This window comes from Streptomyces sp. NPDC029122 (assembly GCF_055569445.1).
On sequence record NZ_JBVHWK010000008.1, the window covers coordinates 33,981 to 50,702 of the forward strand.

Sequence of the window (16,722 nt, forward strand, 5' to 3'; positions counted from 1 at the left end):
CCCCCCCCCCCCCCCCCCCCCCCCCCCCCCCCCCCCCCCCCCCCCCCCCCCCCCCCCCGGGCTCCACGGCTGCCCCGGGCACCGCCGCGGGCGGACCACCGGCCGGGTGGGGCCGCACCGGGCCCGACCCGGACCCGGCCCCCGGCCCGGGCACGAGCGGCGCGGGGGTCACGGGCGCCGGGGTCACGGGCGCGGGGGTCACGGGCGCGGGGGTCACCGGCGCCGGGGGCGCCGGCGCGGGCGGCCCGGCGGCCGGGCGGCCGCGCCGGGCCGCCGGAGCGGTGACGGGCGGCCGGCACGGCTCCGGCGGCCCGGGCGCGGCACCGGGGCGGCGGCAGGACGGACCCGGACCCGGGAACGGCGCTCCCCTCGGACGGTTCCTCGCCAAGGCCGCCGCCGTCACCGCCGGACTGACCGCGGCCGGAGCCGTGTTCGGACTCGTACGGGACCAGACCATCGCGCACCTCTTCGGAGCCGGGCACGACAGCGACGCCTTCCTGATCGCCTGGACCGTGCCCGAGATGGCCTCGACCCTCCTCATCGAGGACGCCATGGCCCTGCTGATGGTGCCCGCCTTCAGCCACGCCCTCGCCCGCCGGGCCGCCAGCCGGGCCGGGCTCACCCGCATGGAGGCCCGCGCCGCCGACCCCGTACGGCTCCTCGTCGGGGCGACCCTGCCCCGGCTCGTCGTGTTCCTCGCCGCCGTGGCCTCCGTGCTCGTCGTGGCCGCGCCGCTCGTCGTCGCCGTCCTCGCACCCGGCCTGCCCGACCCCGAACTCGCCGTCCAGTGCACCCGGATGACCGCCCTCACCGTCGTCACCTTCGGCATCGCCGGGTACTTCAGCGCCGCCCTGCGCGCCCACCGCTCGTTCCTGCCGCCCGCCGCGATCTACGTCTCGTACAACGTCGGGATCATCGGCACCATGATCGCCCTCCACGCCCTGTGGGGGGTGCGGGCCGCCGCCGCCGGGGTCGCCGTCGGCGGAGCGCTGATGGTCCTCGTGCAGCTCCCCGCCTTCATCCGCAACGTGGGCTTCGCCCCCAGCCGCGCCAAGGGCGCCCCGCCCAGCCAGCGCGCCCGCGACCGGCCCACCCTCATCGCCTTCGGCGTCATCGCCCCCGTGATCTTCTTCGCGGTGTTCCGGCAGTCCCAGGTACTCGTCGAACGCTTCCTCGCCGCCTCCCTGCCGCCCGGCGCCATCTCGCACCTCAACTACGCGCAGAAGGTCGCGCAGATGCCGATGGTGCTGTCCCTGATGATCTGCACCGTCACCTTCCCCGTGGTCGCCCAGGCCATGGCCGGCGGGGAACGCGAGAAGGCCCGCCGCAGGGTCGAGCAGGACCTCGCCCTGGCCTCCCTCGCCGTCCTCATGGGCACCGCCCTCGTCATCGGCTACGCCCCGCAGATCATCCACGTCCTCTTCGAACGCGGGGCCTTCACCCACCAGGACACCCTCGCCACCGCCTCCGTGATGCGGGTCTACGGCCTCGGCCTGCTCGGCCACTGCCTCGTCGGCGCCCTGTCCCGGCCCTTCTTCTCCACCACCCGGCCCATCTGGTTCCCCGCGCTCGCGATGGGCGCCGGACTCCTCGTCAACATCGTCGCCGGAGCCCTCGCCGTCCGCTGGTGGGGCACCTACGGCATCGCCGCCGCCAACGCCGCCGGCATCTCCACCACCGCCGCCCTGCTCCTCACCGGCCTCGGCTCCCGCATCATCGCCATCCAGGTCCGCCGGGTCGCCGTCAGCATCGGCCGCCTCACCGTCGCGGCCGCCGCCGCCTGCGGCACCGGCTGGATCGCCGGCCCGATGATCGCCGACCCGCTGCTCAGCGCCGCACTCGGCTGCCTGCTCGTCCCCGCCATGTTCGGAGCCACCGGAATGGCCATACGGGTGCTGGAGATCACCGCCCTGCCCGGCCAGCTCGCCCAGCTCGGCTCCCACACCGCCGCCCGGATCACCCGGCTCACCCAGAGGTTCCGCAATGTCCGCTGACACCGACACGGCCGCCGCCGTGACGGGCCCCGCCCGCCGGGGCACATCCCCGTGGGTCCTGATGTACCACTCGGTCGCCGAGTTCACCGACCCCGCCGAGGACCCGTACGGGATCACCGTCACCCCGGCCGCCCTGGAGGCCCAGCTGCAGTGGCTGCGCGCCCGGAAGCTGCGCGGCGTCGGTGTCGGCGAGCTGCTGCGAGCCCGCGCCGCCGGGCGCGGCCGCGGGCTCGTCGGGCTCACCTTCGACGACGGCTACACCGACTTCGTGACCCGCGCCCTGCCCCTGCTGCGCCGCTACGACTGCACGGCCACCCTGTTCGTGCTGCCGGGGCGGCTCGGCGTCGACAACGTGTGGGACCCGCTGGGCCCCCGCAAGCCGCTGCTCACCGCCGAGCAGATCCGCGAAGCCGCCGCCGCGGGACAGGAGATCGGCTCCCACGGCCTGCTCCACCAGGACCTCACCGCCGCCCCCGACGACGTCCTCCAGCAGGAGCTCCGCGGCAGCCGCGACCTGCTGCGCGAACTCACCGGCACCCTGCCCGAGGGGTTCTGCTACCCGTACGGGCACCTCGACGCCCGGGTCGTCGAAGCCACCCGCGCGGCCGGCTACGACTACGCCTGCGCGATCTCCCCCGGCCGGCTCGAGGGCCGCCACGCCCTGCCGCGCACCCACGTCAGCCAGGCCGACGGACCCGCGCGGCTGCGCGTCAAGCAGGTGCGGCACCAGGCGCGGGAGCTGCGCAGGAGGGTGCTGCGGTGAAGGACGTCAAGGCCCTGCACATCATCACCGGGCTCGGCGTCGGCGGCGCCGAGCAGCAACTGCGCCTGCTGCTGCGGCACATGCCGATGCCCTGCGACGTCCTGACGCTGACCAACCCCGGACCCGTCGCCGAGGGGCTGCGGGCCGACGGCGTCCGGGTCGTGCACCTGGGCATGCGCGGCAACCGCGACCTGGGCGCACTGCCCAGGATGGTGAAGTTCGTCCGCAGCGGCCGCTACGACCTGGTCCACACCCACCTGTACCGGGCCTGCGTGTACGGGCGCCTCGCTGCCCGGCTCGCCGGGGTCCGCGCCACGGTGGCCACCGAGCACTCCCTCGGCGAGGGCGAGATCGAGGGCCGGCCGCTGACCGGCGGGGTGCGGGCCCTGTACCTGGCGAGCGAACGGCTCGGCGCGGCCACCGTCGCCGTGTCCGACACCGTCGCCGCCCGGCTGGAGGGGTGGGGGGTGCCCGCCGCCCGGGTGCACGTGGTCCCGAACGGGATCGAGGCCGCCCGCTTCCGCTTCGACGAGCGCGTACGCCGCGCCGCCCGGACCCGGACCGGGCTGCCGGAACGCGCCTTCGTGGTGGGCGGGGTGGGGCGGCTGGTCCCGGGCAAGCGGTTCGACGTACTCGTGAGGGCCGTCGCGGCACTTCCCGGCGCGCACCTGCTGCTGGCCGGGGACGGCCCCGAGCGGGCCGCGCTGCGGCTGCTCGCCGCCGAACTGGGCGCCCAGAGCCGGATCCACCTGCTCGGCGAGCGGGACCCGCTGGGCGACAGCCCCGACGGGCGCACCCCCGGGATCCCCGCCCTGCTGGCCGCCATGGACGTCTTCGTCTCCCCGTCCCGGGAGGAGGCGTTCGGGCTCGCCGTCGTCGAGGCGCTGGCCGCCGGGCTGCCCGTACTGCACGTGACCTGCCCCGCCATCGACGACCTCCCCGCCGCGCAGGCCCCGGGGGCCCGGCGGATCGGCACCGGCACGGAGGAACTGGCAGCCGCCCTGCGCGGGCACATGGAGGCGGGCGCGCGCCGGCTCCCGCCGCCCCCGGTGGTGCGCCGGTACGACATCACGCGCACCGCACGGCGGCTGCTGGACGTGTACGACCTCGCGCTGGCCGCACCGGGGCGGGACGCCGCGCCGGGGCGGGGCGCCGGGCCCGCGTCGGCCGCCGGGCCGGACGGCGGGCCGGTCCTGGACGCCGATGACGGCCGGCGGGCGGCGGGTCCGGCCGTGGCCGTACCCGGCCCCGCGACGCCGCAGACACCTGGCGGGCCCGCCGCCGCCGCGCCGGACGGCAACGGCTGACCCCGATCCACAGACCCGGCCGGGGGGACCGGCCGGGACCGAACGACCCCCTCCACCCAGGAAGGCACCGCACATGGCCGACACCGCCGACCAGAAGAAGTCCGACCACCGCTCCGGGAAGAAGCACCGGCTCCCGCTGCCGCCGCCCGCCTGGTGGCCACTGCCCGCCTGCGCCCTGCTCGGTCTGGCCGCGGGCGGCGCGTACGGGGTGCTCAAGGCCCCCGAGTACGCCGCCACCAGCTACGTCGTGGCCGTCCCGAACGAGACCACCGAGCCCGCCACCGCCCTCGGCTTCGCCCAGGCCTACGGCCGGATCGCGACCAGCAGCTCCACCCTCGCCTACGCCCAGCCCCGCGCCGGCATCGCCGCCCGGCAGCTGCGCACCCAGGTCCGCGCCGAGACCTCCCCCGACTCGCCGATGATCGCCATCACCGGCACCTCCCCAAGCCCCTCCGAGGCCGCCGACATCGCCAACGCCGTCGCCGACGCCCTCTCGCTGAGCAGCAACCAGGCCGCCAAGAACACCGGGGTGCAGCTGCTGCTGTTCAACCAGGCCGTCGCGCCCAGCGATCCCGCCTCCCCGTCCGCCCCCGTCAGCGGCGCCGTCGGACTGTGCGCGGGCGGTCTCCTCGGCGGGCTGTGGCTGCTGGCGCGTCCGGCCCGCCGCACGGAGCGCGAGGGGAGCCCGGTGGTGGAGGAGTACCCCTCGCTGCCCGCCCAGGGCGAGCACTCCGAGGCCAAGGAGAAGGAGCCCGTGCGATGACGCCGGGCTCCGCCGGGGCCCTGACGGTGACGCTGTGCCGGGACTCCCGGCAGTTCGCCGCGCTGGAGGAGTCCTGGAACCGACTCGTCCGGAACTGCCCCACCGCCACCCCCTTCCAGAGTCATGCCTGGCTGCACTCCTGGTGGCTGTCGTACGGGAAGGACGGCCGGCTCCGGCTCCTGCTCGTCCGGCGCGGCGAGGAACTGGTCGGCGCGGCCGCGCTGATGCTCGTACACCGGCCGCTGCCGCGGCTGGTCCCGCTCGGCGGCGCGATCACCGACTACTTCGACGTGCTCGTCTCCGCCGAGTACGCCGACCAGGTCGTGCCCGCCCTGGCCAACGGGCTGCACCGGGCCGCCCGCGGGGCCGTCGTCGACCTGCGCGAGGTACGCCCCGGGGCGGCCGCCGAGGCGGTGTACGCGGCGTGGCCCGGGGTGAGCGGCAAGGTCCCCGACTCCACCTGCATGGAGCTGCCCGCGCTGCCCTTCGACCAGCTCGTCAAGCGGATGCCGGCCTCCGGGGCGCAGCGGGTGCGGGCCAAGCTGCGCAAGACCGACGCCGCCGGGATCGAGGAGCACGAGGTCAGCGAGGAGGAGGTGCCGCAGGCCGTACGCACCCTGCTGCGGCTCCACGAGAAGCAGTGGCGGGGCCGCGGGGTGACCCCCGAGCACCTGCGGTCCCGTTTCGCCGAACACCTGACCCGGGCCACCCGGCGGATGGTGCGGACGGGGGAGGGCAGGCTCACCGAGTTCCGGCTGGACGGCAAGGTGGTGGCGGCCAACGTCACGCTGCTGTCGGCCGCGCTGAGCGGCGGCTACCTGTACGGCGCCGATCCGGACCTGCGCGAACGCAAGGTGGACGTCGCGACGCTGCTGCTGCGCTACGAGACGGGCCGGGCCGTGGCGGAGGGCCGGCCGGTGGTGAGTTTCCTGCGCGGCAACGAGCCGTACAAGAACCACTGGCGGCCCGAGGCGGTGGTCAACCAGCGCCTGCTGCTGGCCACGCACGCGCTCGCGCCCCTGCTGCGGCTGCACGAGTCGCAGATCACGGGGCGCGAGCGGGCGGTGGACGCGCTGCGCGAGGCGCTGCCGGCCGCCCGGGACTGGCGGGCGCGGCTGAACGAACTGCGGGTGCGATGACCCGTCTAGAAGGGCCAGAAGCCGAAGTCCTCGCCCCAGTCGAAGCGGAAGCAGAACGACTGGTTGCCGATGAGGGAGTTCAGCCAGTCGCCGAAGGTGAGCGGAAGGCACCACTCCCTGCTGTCGTTGGGCTGGGGCTTCGGCTCGGGCTTCGGCTCGGGCTTGGGGATGTCGGGCTTGGGGACGTCGGGCTTGGGGACGTCCGGCTTGGGCGACGCGGGCGGCCGGGTGGGCTGGGGGCTGGGCGGCTGGGGGCTCGGCGTGAGGACCGGCGGCACGGGCACCGAGGCCCCCGGGGACGGCTCCGGGTCGGGCGGCGGGACCGTGACGTCGGGCTTGGGGACGTCGGGCTTGGGGACGTCGGGCGTGGGCACGTCGGGCTTGGGCGACGCGGGCGGCTTGGGGACGTCCGGCGTGGGGAACTGCGGGGTCGGGACCTGCGGCGTCGGCACGACCGGCGTGGGGACCACAGGAGTGGGGACGACCGGCGTCGGGACCACAGGGGTGGGGACCGCGGGCGTCGGCTCGGCCGGCTTGTGCTCGCCCATCGCCTCACGGAAGACCTTCGCCGACCGCGGGTTGTCCTTGCACCGCCAGACGCCGTGCGGACAGTAGTCGGTGATGGTGTGGTAGAGCGGTTTGTGCTGCTCGATCCACTTCAGCATCTGACCGATGTACTCCGCGTTGTCACCGTTGCGGAACAGCCCCCACTCCGGGTACGAGATCTGCTTCCCGTGTGCTTTCGCGAAGTCGACGTGCTGCTGGAGCCCGTACGGCTGGCGGACGTGCTCCTCGAAGGTCCGTCCCGGACCCTGGTCGTACGAATCCATGCCGATGACGTCCACCACGTCGTCGCCCGGGTAGCACTTGGTCCAGCCGATCGCGTCCGTTCCCCGGTTGGGGGCGAAGTCGAACGTGAACTCCTGTCCGGGGACGGCGCGCATCGCGTTGACGACGCGCCTCCAGTACGCCTTCCAGTTCTCCGGGTCCGGCGCGCAGCGGTGGGTGTACGTGGTGCCGTTCATCTCCCAGCCGAGCACGATCACCGTGTCCTGCGCGCCCAGGGCCACCAGCCGTTCGGCGAGCTTGCGGAAGTGCCGGTCGTACTGGCCCTCCGCGCCGGCCCGGATCAGCTGGGCCACCTGCCAGTCGGGCACCCGGTCCTCGTTGCGGGCCTGCATGGGCACGTTGAGGACGAACATCCGGTCGTCGTCGCCCCGGCGCCACTCGGCCCAGTCCTCGAGGAAGTCCACATCGCCCTCGATGCCGGACCACTGGTCGCCGGGGAGGTAGGTGTGCCCGACCCGGATCTCCCTGCCGCCCAGCCAGTGCGACAGGTAGGGGATCCGGGCGACCCCGGGCGACCCGTAGCCGAGGTAGGCGCCCATGGCGGAGCCGGATCCCCTGGGCGGGTCGTCGTCGGGGGCCGCGAGGGCGGCGCCGGTGGCGAGCAGCCCGGCCGTGACCGTACCGACGCAGGTGCTCACCAGGCGGTGGGGTGGTCTGGGCATGGCGTCTCCCGAGCTTTCGCGAACCGGTGTGCTTGTAAAAGACGTTAGGCATCACATCTGACGAATGCCCTGTCCGGTGGCCACCGGGTAGGCCATTCGCAGCTGCGCATCCACTCCGCTTGGTCCGACTAGGTGAAAGACACCGTTCCCATGTACGCGTTCGACGGTCATGTGCCCGCTGTTCTGCTCAGACTCGATCGGAATCCGTTCCACCACGGAACCCTCGGCGCCGTCAGATCCCTCGGACGCAAGGGCGTGGAGGTCCATGCCGTCGTCGAGGAAGGGGGAGGTCCCGTGGGGCGTTCGCGCTATCTGCGCGCCGTGCACGCCGGTCCTGCCGGCGGATCGGAACCGGAGGCGCCCGAGGCGCTGCTGGAGTGCCTGGTCGGAGTGTCGGAGCGGATCGGGCGGCCGGCGGTGCTCGTGGCCATGGACGACATCAGCGCGATCACCGTGTCCCGGATCGCCCCGATGCTGACGGACCGTTTCCGGACCCCCCATCAGCCGGACGGTCTCCCCGCCCGGGTGGCGGACAAGGCGGAGCTGTCGCGGCTGTGCGCCCGCTGGGGCGTCCCCCACCCGGAGACCGTGATCCCGGCGAGCGGCGGCGAGGCGGCGCGGGCCGCCTGGCGGCTCGGGCTGCCGGTGGTGGCGAAGTGGAGCCGGCCGTGGCTGCTGCCCGCCGGCGCCGGGCTGCGGAGCACCACGCTCCTCAACACCGCCGCCGACGCGCACCGGTTGTTCGAGCGCTCCGCCGAGGCCGGGAGCCGGCTGCTGCTCCAGCGGTTCCTGCCCGCGGGACCGGACACCGACTGGTTCTTCCACGGCGCCTTCGCCCGGGGCGGGCGGCCGCTGCTCACCGGGTCGGGCCGCAAGGAGCTGTCCTGGCCGGTGCGGACCGGGCTGACGGCGGTGGGGCGATGGCTGCCGGACCCGGCGGTGGAGGAGTCCGCGCTGCGGCTCGCCGAACGGCTGGGCTACCACGGGATCCTGGACCTCGACTTCCGCCGCGACGAGTGCGGCACCTTCCGGCTGGTGGACTTCAACCCGCGCCCGGGCGCGCAGTTCAGACTGTTCGCCGACGACTCGGGCCTGGACGTGGTCCAGGCCATGTACCTCGACCTGACGGGCCAGCGGGTGCCGGCGGCGACGGGCGGGCCCGGACGGGTCTTCGTGGCGGAGAACTACGCCCTGCTGGCCGCCGTACGGGGCCGCTCGCTGCCCCGCCGCGCCCCCGCCCCGGGGGCGGCCGGTGCGGGGGCGGCCGCGGCGCGGCCCGGCCCGGTGCGGGTGCTGCCGCGGGGGGAGCGGGGGCGGGTGGAGGCGGCCTGGTTCGCCACCGACGACCCGTGGCCGTTCCTGGCGATGCTCGCCGCCTTCCTGGGACGCGGCTTCGGCAAGGGGGCCGGTGCCCTGCGCAGGGTGCCCGCGCAGGGGCGGCGTACGGTCCGCGCGGCGCGGACGCCGCGTCAGCGCGGCGGCGAACGCACGTGGCTGCGGCCCCAGACCCCTGAACCGGCCGCGGGCCAGGCCCCGCCGGGCGCCTCGGCGGAGCCGGACGAGCTGGTGACGCGGTGAGCCGGGCGGCGCGGGCGCGGTGACGCGGGCGCCGCGGGCGCGGTACGGGTGACCCGGCGCGCCCGAGCGTCTGCCGGGGCCGGCAGCCCTGTGGATCGTGAGCCGGTGGGGCGAGGGGTCGGTGACGCAGTGACATGTGACGCGGTGTGGTGATCCGGCGATCTGATGGTCCGATGGTCCGATGGTCTGGTTGTCAGGTGATGCGGTGATCCGGCGGTGTCGTGGCCGCAGCCGGGTGAGTTTTTGGGTGACTCGTTGACGATCTGGTGGGAGGAGTGGCCGTGAGGCGGACGGACGATCTCGTGGTGGTCGGCGCGGGCCCGTACGGGCTGTCGATCGCCGCGCACGCGGCGGCGGCCGGGCTCGGGGTACGGGTGCTGGGCCGGCCCATGGCGTCCTGGCGGGACCACATGCCCGAGGGCATGTACCTGAAATCGGAGCCCTGGTCCTCCAACCTCTCCGCGCCCGGCGGCCGCTACACCCTGGCCGAGTACTGCGCCACACGTGGCCTGACCGCCGAGCACGGCAGCCCTTTGCCGATCGGCACCTTCACCGCGTACGGGCTCTGGTTCGCCCGGCACGCGGGCCTGCCGGAGGTGGAGGAGGCCACCGTCACCGAGGTCACCCCGCAGGGCGACGGCTTCCTCGTCCGCACCGCCGACGGGCCGCCGCTGCTCGCCCGTACGGTGGCCCTGGCCGTCGGGGTGATGCCCTTCACGCGCTACCCCGCGGCTCTGGCCGGGCTGCCCCCGGGCCACTGCTCGCACAGCAGCGACCACCGCGACCTGTCCCGCTTCGCCGGGCGCGAGGTGGCCGTCCTGGGGGCCGGGCAGGCCGCGCTGGAGACGGCCGCGCTGCTCGCCGAGGCGGGGGCCCGGCCGTGCGTGGTGGCCCGGAGGTCCCAGCTGAACTGGAACACCGTCCCGCAACCGCTGGAGCGGCCCCCGCTGCGGGCCCTGCGCGCCCCGCACAGCGGCCTCGGCACCGGATGGCACAGCTGGGTGTGGTCGGAGCTGCCCTGGGCGGTGCGGCGGCTGCCCGCGCCGACGCGCGCGCGGATCGCCGCCACGGCGCTGGGGCCCGCCGGAGCCTGGTGGCTGCGGGACCGCTTCGAGCGGCGGGTGCCCGCGCTGATGGGACACCGGCTGAGCCGGGCCGTCGCGGTGGGCGGCCGTACCCGGCTCGGGCTGACCACGCCGGCCGGGGAGTCCGTCGTACTGGACACCTCGCACGTCATCGCGGCGACCGGGTTCACCCCGCGGCTGGACCGGCTGGAGCTGCTCGACGCGCGCCTGCGGGCCGCGCTGGCCACCGTGGGCGACAGCGGCACCCCGGAGGTGAGCGCGGGCTTCGAGTCCTCCTGGCCCGGGCTGTTCTTCGCGGGGCTGCTGACGGCTCCCTCATTCGGACCTTCCATGCGATTCGTGCACGGTGCGGGGTTCACGGCGGGGAGACTGGTGAAGGGAGTCCGCAAGCGCCTCGGCGCGCGGGGTCCGCTGCCGGGCGCGTCCGGCGGAGCCCGGCCGGTCCGGGCCGCCGCCGGGGGACCGGAGACGTATCTACGCTGAGATCCACCTGAGAGGGGTCCGCGATGAGCGCGGAGCGAGCACAGGGAGGCCGTGGCTGGGTGCGCATCCCGGCCAGCCGCGGGGAGCAGCCGTCGGCCCGGGCGACCGCGGGCACACCGCCCCGGACGGCCGCCGGCACACCGTACGGATGGCGGTCCCCCGGACCCTCCGGGGCCGGCGACCAGCCCTCCATCTACCTCTCCCTCGTCAAGCGCTGGCGGGAGGCCGGACGGACCCTTCCGGGGCATCCTGACGAGGAGTGGGAGCGGCTCATCTCCCAGCCGTGCTGGCCAGGCCGTTAGGTGGTGTGTCTCTCGTGGCAGCGGCGGAGCGCGACGAACCGGAGCGGAGTGCTCCAAGCCCGGTGACCGGGCCGGGGGAGCGGCTCGCGCTCAACGGCATGGGCAGCTTCGAGTGGGACCTGGACGCGGGCACCCTCACCCTGGACGAGGCAGGCCTGGCCGTCTTCGACCTGGAGGCGGCGGAGTTCGACCACACCCCCGGGGGCCTCGGCGCGCGGATCCCGTCCGACGACGCGGCCCGGCTCTCGGAGACCGTGACGGGCGTGCTGGAGTCCGGCGGGTCCACGTACGGCTCGTACTTCACGGTGCGCCGGCGCGACGGCCGTGACCAGTGGACCCACACCACGGGCCGGGTGCTGCGCGACGCGAACGGCCGGCCCGAGCGGATCGCGGGCATCGTCCGGGACACCACGGCCGAGCTCGCGCACGCGACGGTGCTGCGGAAGCTGGAGAACGCCCGCACCCAGCAGGCCGCCATCGTGCAGCGCACCACGGAGGCCCTGTCGCGGGCGGTGACCGTCGACGACGTGACGGCCGCCCTGACCGGCGCGGGCGCGCTCGAGCGGCTCGGGGCGGACGGACTGGCCCTGGGCCTCGTCGAGAACGGCGCCATCAAGATCATCGCGCTGAGCGGGGAAACCCTGGAGATCCTCAGCGAGCGCAAATTCACCCGGCTGGACGGATCGCTGCCGCTCTCGCAGGCCGTCCTCAGCAGGCAGGCACGTTTCGTCACCTCGCTGACCGAACTCGCCGGCGAGTTCCCGCTGCTCGCCGACTACCTGAACCGCATCCGCTACGACGCGGCCGCCTACCTGCCCCTGATCGCCCAGGCCAAGGCCATCGGCGGACTCGTGCTCTTCTACCGCCGGCGCACCGAGTTCAGCCCGGAGGAACGCAACCTGTGCCTGGGACTGGCCGGCATCGTCGCCCAGTCCCTCCAGCGGGCGCTCCTCTTCGACCAGGAACGCGAGTTCGCCACCGGCCTCCAGGCCGCCATGCTGCCCCGCCGCATCCCCGAGATCACCGGCGGCGAGATCGCCGTCCGCTACCACTCCGCGTGGAGCGGACGGGAGGTCGGCGGCGACTGGTACGACGTGATCGCCCTGCCCCGCGACCGCGTCGGCATCGTCGTGGGCGACGTACAGGGCCACGACACCCACGCCGCCGCCATCATGGGCCAGCTGCGCATCGCGCTCCGCGCCTACGCGGGCGAGGGCCACCCCCCGTCCACCGTGCTGGTGCGGGCCTCCCGCTTCCTCGCCGAACTGGACACCGAACGCTTCGCCACCTGCATGTACGCCCAGGTCGACCTGGAGACCGGAGGCGTACGGGCCGTCCGCGCGGGCCACATCGGCCCACTGATCCGGCACACGGACGGGCGTACCGGCTGGCCCAACGTACGGGGCGGACTGCCGCTCGGACTGGCCTCCGTCTTCGAGCACGAGGACTTCCCCGAAACCCGCCTCGACCTGGTGCCCGGCGAGACGCTCGTGCTGTGCACCGACGGCCTCGTGGAAGAACCGGGCACCACCATCACCGCCGGCATGGACGCCCTCGCCCACGCCGTCCGCTCTGGCCCCCAGGGCGCCGGAGCCCTCGCCGACCACCTCTCCGACCGGCTCTGGGAACGCTGGGGCTCCGGGGACGACGTGGCCCTGCTGGTCCTGCGCCGCGCCCCGGACCCCGGCACCCACCGGGCGCCGCGCATCCACCAGTACGTCCACCAGGCCGACCCCGAAGGGCTGTCGGAGGCCCGCTACGCCCTGCGGCAGGCCCTGCGCGACTGGGGGATGCCCGAACTCGCCGACGACGTCGAGCTGGCGGCGGGGGAGCTGCTGGTCAACGCACTCCTGCACACCGACGGCGGGGCGGTGCTGACCATGGAGGTGCTGCCCGAGCCCGTGCGGCGGATCCGCCTGTGGGTCAAGGACCGCTCCAGCGTGTGGCCGCGCAGGCGCACCCCCGGCGAGGCGGCCACCACCGGGCGCGGGCTGCTGCTGGTGGACGCGCTGGCCACGCACTGGGGGGTGGAGTCCCGGGGCGACGGGAAGGCCGTCTGGTGCGAGTTCGACGCCGGAAGCACCCCGCGCGGCACCGGGTGACCGTGCGGTCGCACCGGGTTGCGGGGTGCCGGGGGCGGGGTGATGATGCGGCCATGGAACGGATGCTGGTTCTTCGGGACGTACCGGTTTTCCGGGGCGCCCTCCCGCCTGAGGGAGTACGGTGCGCCGCCTGACCAGGGCCGCGGCCACCGGCGCCGCGGCGGCGCTGGCGGCCCTGCTGCTGGCGGCCGGGGGCCGGACGGTCGTCGACTGGGCGGCCGCGCGGGCGCATACGGACCCCGAATGCAGGACGGTCGCGTTCATGTCGATGACGGGCGTCGTGCCCGAGTGCCGGTAGCGGCGGCTACCGGACCTGCGGCGCCGGCCCTGCTCCCTACCGGTCTCCGATGACCTCGATGTCCTTGCTGTCCTGCGCGACCGTGTCGACGGCGCTCGGCATCAGGCCCGAGAAGTGGATCTCCTGGAGCTCCGCGACGGCCGTGGCGCGGCCCGGGTGGATGCCGCCCGTCAGCGGGCTGCCGGCCACCCATGCGTGCTCGGCACCGTCGCAGACGACCTCGCCCGCACCGATGCTCAGGCGGGATCCGTCCTGGATGACGGTCGCCTTGATCTGCATCGCCCCCGAGGGTGACGCGACCTCGCAGCGGTAGGTCCCGGAAAGGGTGACGGAACCGTCCCCGGCGATATGGGCTTCCGGCCGCACGGAAATCTCCTGATGGAAAACGGTGGCGTGGGCGGCGGTCGTGAACAGGGCCGTCGCGGCCAGAGCGGAGAAGACCCCGAGGGACATTCGGCGGGCAGGGGTACGCATTTTTCCTCCAGGTGAGTGCGGTTGGCGGGATTCCACCGGAAGGCATTGTGCTGGCAATGGGCGGGCGACTCGCTCCGCGGGCTCGTGTCGGTGTGTGCAATTCCCCGCTCGGGCGCGTGAGACTGGCCGGGAGTATTCCCCGCCCCGAAGATCCCCGAAGGGGTTCCCGTATGCGTCAGCCCGTCTCCGTCCTCGCCGCCGCCACCCTGCTGCCCCTCCTGCTGTTCACCGCCACCGCCTGCCAGAGCGCCCCCGAGGGGGCCGCGCCGGCCCCGGCCGCGGCACCCGCCGTCCCCGTCGACGACGGGGTGCCCGGCGCCGACGAGGACCCCTCCGAGCAGGACCGGGCGGGGACGTTGCCCGACGCCGCGAAGGACGCCCATGTGGGTGACTCCGTACGGGTGCAGGGCCATGAGGTGGGCCGCCACCTCCAGGTGGTGCTGGCCGCGTTCGTGGACCCGGCGGTCAGCGTCGAGCCGAACTACCAGCCGCCGGCGGGGAAGCGCTGGGTCGCCGCCTCGATGTCGTTCGTCAACGTCGGCGGGGCCTCGTACGGGGCCCTCGGACGCATGTGGGCGTACGACGGCGCGGGCAAGCGCCACCCGGTGGTGCGCACCGGTGAACTGACGACCGGCAAACCGCTCGTCTTCGATTCCCTCGCGGTCGGTGAGCGGGCCGAAGGGTGGATCGTGTTCGAAATTCCTGAAAACCAGAAGATCGTGCGGCTCCAGTATCGGGACGCGAACATGCAGGCGAATTCCGGAGGGGGTTTCTGGTCGGTCTAGCCCGCCCGGGTGAAAGGCCGTGAAGGAGCCGGGCGCCGGAGCATTAGGGTGCGCGCATGACTTCTACGCAAGCCGAAATCGACCGTACCCGGCTCGGCACCCTTTCCGTGCTCGCCTGGATCGGCGACCCCGCCGAGGGCCACGACATCCCGTACCTGCTCGCCTACACGCTCGGCGACGGGCCGGGGGGCCGGGAGGCGGGCGAGGCGGCCGCCCGCGGGCTGCTGGAGGAGATGGGGCTGCCCATCGGCGACGTGGTCATGGACGGCACCGCGAACCCGCAGAAGTTCGACGTGAAGGTCCTCCTCGCGGACAACCAGATCGCGCTGACCATGCCCGGGCTGAACGCCACCTGCACCGCTCCGGACGAGTGGGTCGCGGCCGCGAAGGAGAGCGGCCAGGCGTACTTCCTGTTCGCGACGCGCGCCTGGCCCGAGGCCGTCCCCGGCAAGCCGGTGAGCGCGGAGGTCCTCCAGGCCTTCGCCGGCGACGAGGAGGTGCTGACCAGCAGCGCCCACTGCGTGGTCACGGTGCAGAGCCTGCAGCGGTAGGCGGTAGGCGGTAGGCGGTAGGCGGCAGCGGCGATAGCGGCGGTTGCACGGGGGCACCGGTCGCAGAGGTGGCACCGGTAACACGATGGCGCCCGTGGCAGCGGTCGCCGGGTCGGCGCCGCCCGTCCACCGGCCCCGTCCCCGGTGGGGTCCCCTCCGCGCCGGCCGCGTCTCGCGCCGGCCCCTGTCCGCGGCAGCCGCCGCCGCGCCTGCGGCGGCCGCCGTGTCCGCGGCCGCCGGGCTCCCAGCCTGCCCGGCGGCCGCCCCCCACGGACACGTGACGCCGGGCAGCCGTGGCCGGTCCGCTCCTGTGTCAGGGGCGTTCGAAGGCGAACCGCAGCGAGCGGACACGGTTGTCGAAGTTCGACCCCGCCAGATCGGGCAGGCCCACCGCGCGCAGCCCCACCGGCCTGGTGAGCAGCTCCCGGAACAGCGCCTTCATCTCCACCCGGGCCAGATGGGCGCCCAGGCAGAAGTGCGGTCCGCCGCCGCCGAAGCCCAGGTGCGGGTTGGGGGAGCGGGTGATGTCGAAGGCGTCCGGGTCGGGGAAGACCGCCTCGTCGCGGTTGGCGGACGCGTAGTACAGCACCACCTTGTCCCCGGGCCGGAACAGGTGCCCGCCCAGCGTGTGTTCGGCGGTCACCGTCCGGCGGAACTGGATGATCGGCGTCGAGTGCCGGATCATCTCGTCCACCGCACCGTCCGCGTACTTCTCGAAGTCCGAGAGCAGCAGTTCCCGTTGGTCGGGGAAGTCGGTCAGCAGGGTCAGCCCGTGGCTGATGGCGTTACGGGTGGTCTCCACCCCCGCCACCATCAGCAGGCTGAAGAAGGCACCCAGCTGGCGGGCGCCGAGCGCCTGACCGTCCACGTTCGCGCGGACCAGGGCCGAGATCAGGTCGTCGGTCGGGTTCTTGCGCCGCTCCCGCCCGATGCCCGCGACCATCCGCTGCATCCGGGCCAGGGCCCGCAGCCCGCGGCCGGGCATCCGCAGCCGGGCGGCCAGGCCGCGCTCCACGCCGATGTTCTCGGAGGCGTGGTCGACCCGGGCGGCGATCTCGGCGCGGTAGCGCTCCGGGATGCCCATCATGTTGCAGATGACCTCCAGGGGCAGCCGGGAGGACACCGCCGAGACGAACTCGTCGGGACGCTCGGCCAGGACGTCGTCCACGATCCGCGCCGCGACCGCGTGGATGTCCGCCTCGGCCGCAGCCAGCAGCCGCGGCGTGAACGCCCGCTGCACGATCTTCCGCAGCTGCGCGTGGTCCGGGCCGTCCAGGTTGACCATGGAGTCCCCGAACAGGGCCCGCACCCACCGGGCCGGCTCCGGCGTCGTGACCCCGGGGGCGCTGGCGAACACCTTCGGCAGCCGGCTCGCCTCCTGCACGTCCGCGTGGCGCACGAGTGCCCAGTGGCCGCCGCCCCCCTCGGGGACGAACGCCGGGGAGTCCAGCGCGCGCAGCCGGGCGAAGGCCGCGAGGCGGTGGGCGGGGGGCCGCTGCCAGAAACCCGGCTCGGCCAGCTCCCCTCCGGGGTCGGTACCGGAGCCGTGCCGTTGAGGAGGGAGTGTCATGGGGGCTGTCTCTTCCT

14 protein-coding genes are annotated in these 16,722 nt (G+C 74.6%); 11 read left to right on the forward strand and 3 right to left on the reverse strand.

From position 1 onward, the window contains the following. Positions 1–281: 281 nt before the first annotated feature. From murJ to ACZ4WZ_RS12300, 5 genes are all read left to right on the forward strand, one after another. Positions 282–1,994 (forward strand): murein biosynthesis integral membrane protein MurJ, encoded by a 1,713-nt coding sequence (gene murJ, locus ACZ4WZ_RS12280; RefSeq protein WP_467888722.1) that lies wholly within the window; start codon positions 282–284, stop codon positions 1,992–1,994. Beyond that, complete coding sequence (locus ACZ4WZ_RS12285) at positions 1,984–2,757, forward strand: polysaccharide deacetylase family protein (protein WP_467888725.1); 774 nt, start codon at positions 1,984–1,986, stop codon at positions 2,755–2,757. The genes murJ and ACZ4WZ_RS12285 overlap by 11 nt, the downstream gene beginning before the upstream one ends. Then, positions 2,754–4,064 carry a glycosyltransferase gene (locus tag ACZ4WZ_RS12290; RefSeq protein ID WP_467888727.1) on the forward strand — a complete coding sequence of 437 codons (1,311 nt, stop codon included), beginning with the start codon at positions 2,754–2,756 and terminating at the stop codon, positions 4,062–4,064. The genes ACZ4WZ_RS12285 and ACZ4WZ_RS12290 overlap by 4 nt, the downstream gene beginning before the upstream one ends. Positions 4,065–4,137: 73 nt before the next feature. Continuing rightward, positions 4,138–4,827, forward strand: a complete 690-nt coding sequence (locus tag ACZ4WZ_RS12295) for a YveK family protein (protein WP_467888729.1) — start codon at positions 4,138–4,140, stop codon at positions 4,825–4,827. Continuing rightward, entirely contained in the window at positions 4,824–5,966 is a 1,143-nt protein-coding gene (locus ACZ4WZ_RS12300) for a GNAT family N-acetyltransferase (protein ID WP_467888732.1), read from the forward strand. Before ACZ4WZ_RS12295 ends, ACZ4WZ_RS12300 begins: the two co-directional genes overlap by 4 nt. Before the next feature lie 5 nt (positions 5,967–5,971). Here the strand turns inward: ACZ4WZ_RS12300 and ACZ4WZ_RS12305 are convergent, their stop codons facing one another. Next, positions 5,972–7,477 carry a glycoside hydrolase family 26 protein gene (locus tag ACZ4WZ_RS12305; RefSeq protein WP_467888735.1) on the reverse strand — a complete coding sequence of 502 codons (1,506 nt, stop codon included), beginning with the start codon at positions 7,475–7,477 and terminating at the stop codon, positions 5,972–5,974. A 294-nt stretch (positions 7,478–7,771) separates the two neighbouring features. Between ACZ4WZ_RS12305 and ACZ4WZ_RS12310 the strand changes: the two genes are divergently transcribed. From ACZ4WZ_RS12310 to ACZ4WZ_RS12325, 4 genes are all read left to right on the forward strand, one after another. Beyond that, positions 7,772–9,055: a carboxylate--amine ligase gene (locus ACZ4WZ_RS12310; RefSeq protein ID WP_467888738.1), complete on the forward strand. Its 1,284-nt coding sequence runs from the start codon at positions 7,772–7,774 to the stop codon at positions 9,053–9,055. Between the two features lie 281 nt (positions 9,056–9,336). Further along, positions 9,337–10,623: an NAD(P)-binding domain-containing protein gene (locus tag ACZ4WZ_RS12315; RefSeq protein WP_467888741.1), complete on the forward strand. Its 1,287-nt coding sequence runs from the start codon at positions 9,337–9,339 to the stop codon at positions 10,621–10,623. A 316-nt stretch (positions 10,624–10,939) separates the two neighbouring features. Then, complete coding sequence (locus ACZ4WZ_RS12320) at positions 10,940–13,027, forward strand: SpoIIE family protein phosphatase (RefSeq protein WP_467888744.1); 2,088 nt, start codon at positions 10,940–10,942, stop codon at positions 13,025–13,027. Positions 13,028–13,148: 121 nt separating this feature from the next. Beyond that, positions 13,149–13,325, forward strand: coding sequence for a hypothetical protein (locus ACZ4WZ_RS12325; RefSeq protein ID WP_467888747.1), 177 nt, complete (start codon positions 13,149–13,151; stop codon positions 13,323–13,325). A gap of 36 nt (positions 13,326–13,361) precedes the next feature. On the opposite strand, the gene ACZ4WZ_RS12330 is transcribed toward ACZ4WZ_RS12325, so the two are convergent. Then, a complete protein-coding gene (locus ACZ4WZ_RS12330; RefSeq protein WP_467888750.1) occupies positions 13,362–13,799 on the reverse strand; it encodes a DUF6299 family protein in 438 nt (145 codons plus the stop codon). A 170-nt stretch (positions 13,800–13,969) separates the two neighbouring features. On the opposite strand from ACZ4WZ_RS12330, the gene ACZ4WZ_RS12335 reads away from it, so the two are divergent. Together ACZ4WZ_RS12335 and ACZ4WZ_RS12340 are read left to right on the forward strand one after the other, a co-directional pair. Further along, complete coding sequence (locus ACZ4WZ_RS12335) at positions 13,970–14,584, forward strand: DUF4352 domain-containing protein (protein WP_467888753.1); 615 nt, start codon at positions 13,970–13,972, stop codon at positions 14,582–14,584. Positions 14,585–14,640: 56 nt separating this feature from the next. Further along, positions 14,641–15,135 (forward strand): DUF5949 family protein, encoded by a 495-nt coding sequence (locus ACZ4WZ_RS12340; RefSeq protein ID WP_467888756.1) that lies wholly within the window; start codon positions 14,641–14,643, stop codon positions 15,133–15,135. 313 nt (positions 15,136–15,448) lie between these two features. Here ACZ4WZ_RS12340 and ACZ4WZ_RS12345 read toward each other — a convergent pair whose 3' ends face one another. Beyond that, entirely contained in the window at positions 15,449–16,705 is a 1,257-nt protein-coding gene (locus ACZ4WZ_RS12345) for a cytochrome P450 (RefSeq protein ID WP_467888759.1), read from the reverse strand. Positions 16,706–16,722: the final 17 nt, after the last annotated feature.

Excerpts from the sequence above, each read along its gene's own strand:
- ACZ4WZ_RS12330 (WP_467888750.1), bottom strand. The coding sequence starts at position 13,799 with ATGCGTACCCCTGCCCGCCGAATGTCCCTCGGGGTCTTCTCCGCTCTG.
- ACZ4WZ_RS12345 (WP_467888759.1), bottom strand. The coding sequence starts at position 16,705 with ATGACACTCCCTCCTCAACGGCACGGCTCCGGTACCGACCCCGGAGGG.
- ACZ4WZ_RS12335 (WP_467888753.1), top strand. The coding sequence starts at position 13,970 with ATGCGTCAGCCCGTCTCCGTCCTCGCCGCCGCCACCCTGCTGCCCCTC.
- ACZ4WZ_RS12285 (WP_467888725.1), top strand. The coding sequence starts at position 1,984 with ATGTCCGCTGACACCGACACGGCCGCCGCCGTGACGGGCCCCGCCCGC.
- ACZ4WZ_RS12340 (WP_467888756.1), top strand. The coding sequence starts at position 14,641 with ATGACTTCTACGCAAGCCGAAATCGACCGTACCCGGCTCGGCACCCTT.
- ACZ4WZ_RS12300 (WP_467888732.1), top strand. The coding sequence starts at position 4,824 with ATGACGCCGGGCTCCGCCGGGGCCCTGACGGTGACGCTGTGCCGGGAC.
- ACZ4WZ_RS12295 (WP_467888729.1), top strand. The coding sequence starts at position 4,138 with ATGGCCGACACCGCCGACCAGAAGAAGTCCGACCACCGCTCCGGGAAG.
- ACZ4WZ_RS12305 (WP_467888735.1), bottom strand. The coding sequence starts at position 7,477 with ATGCCCAGACCACCCCACCGCCTGGTGAGCACCTGCGTCGGTACGGTC.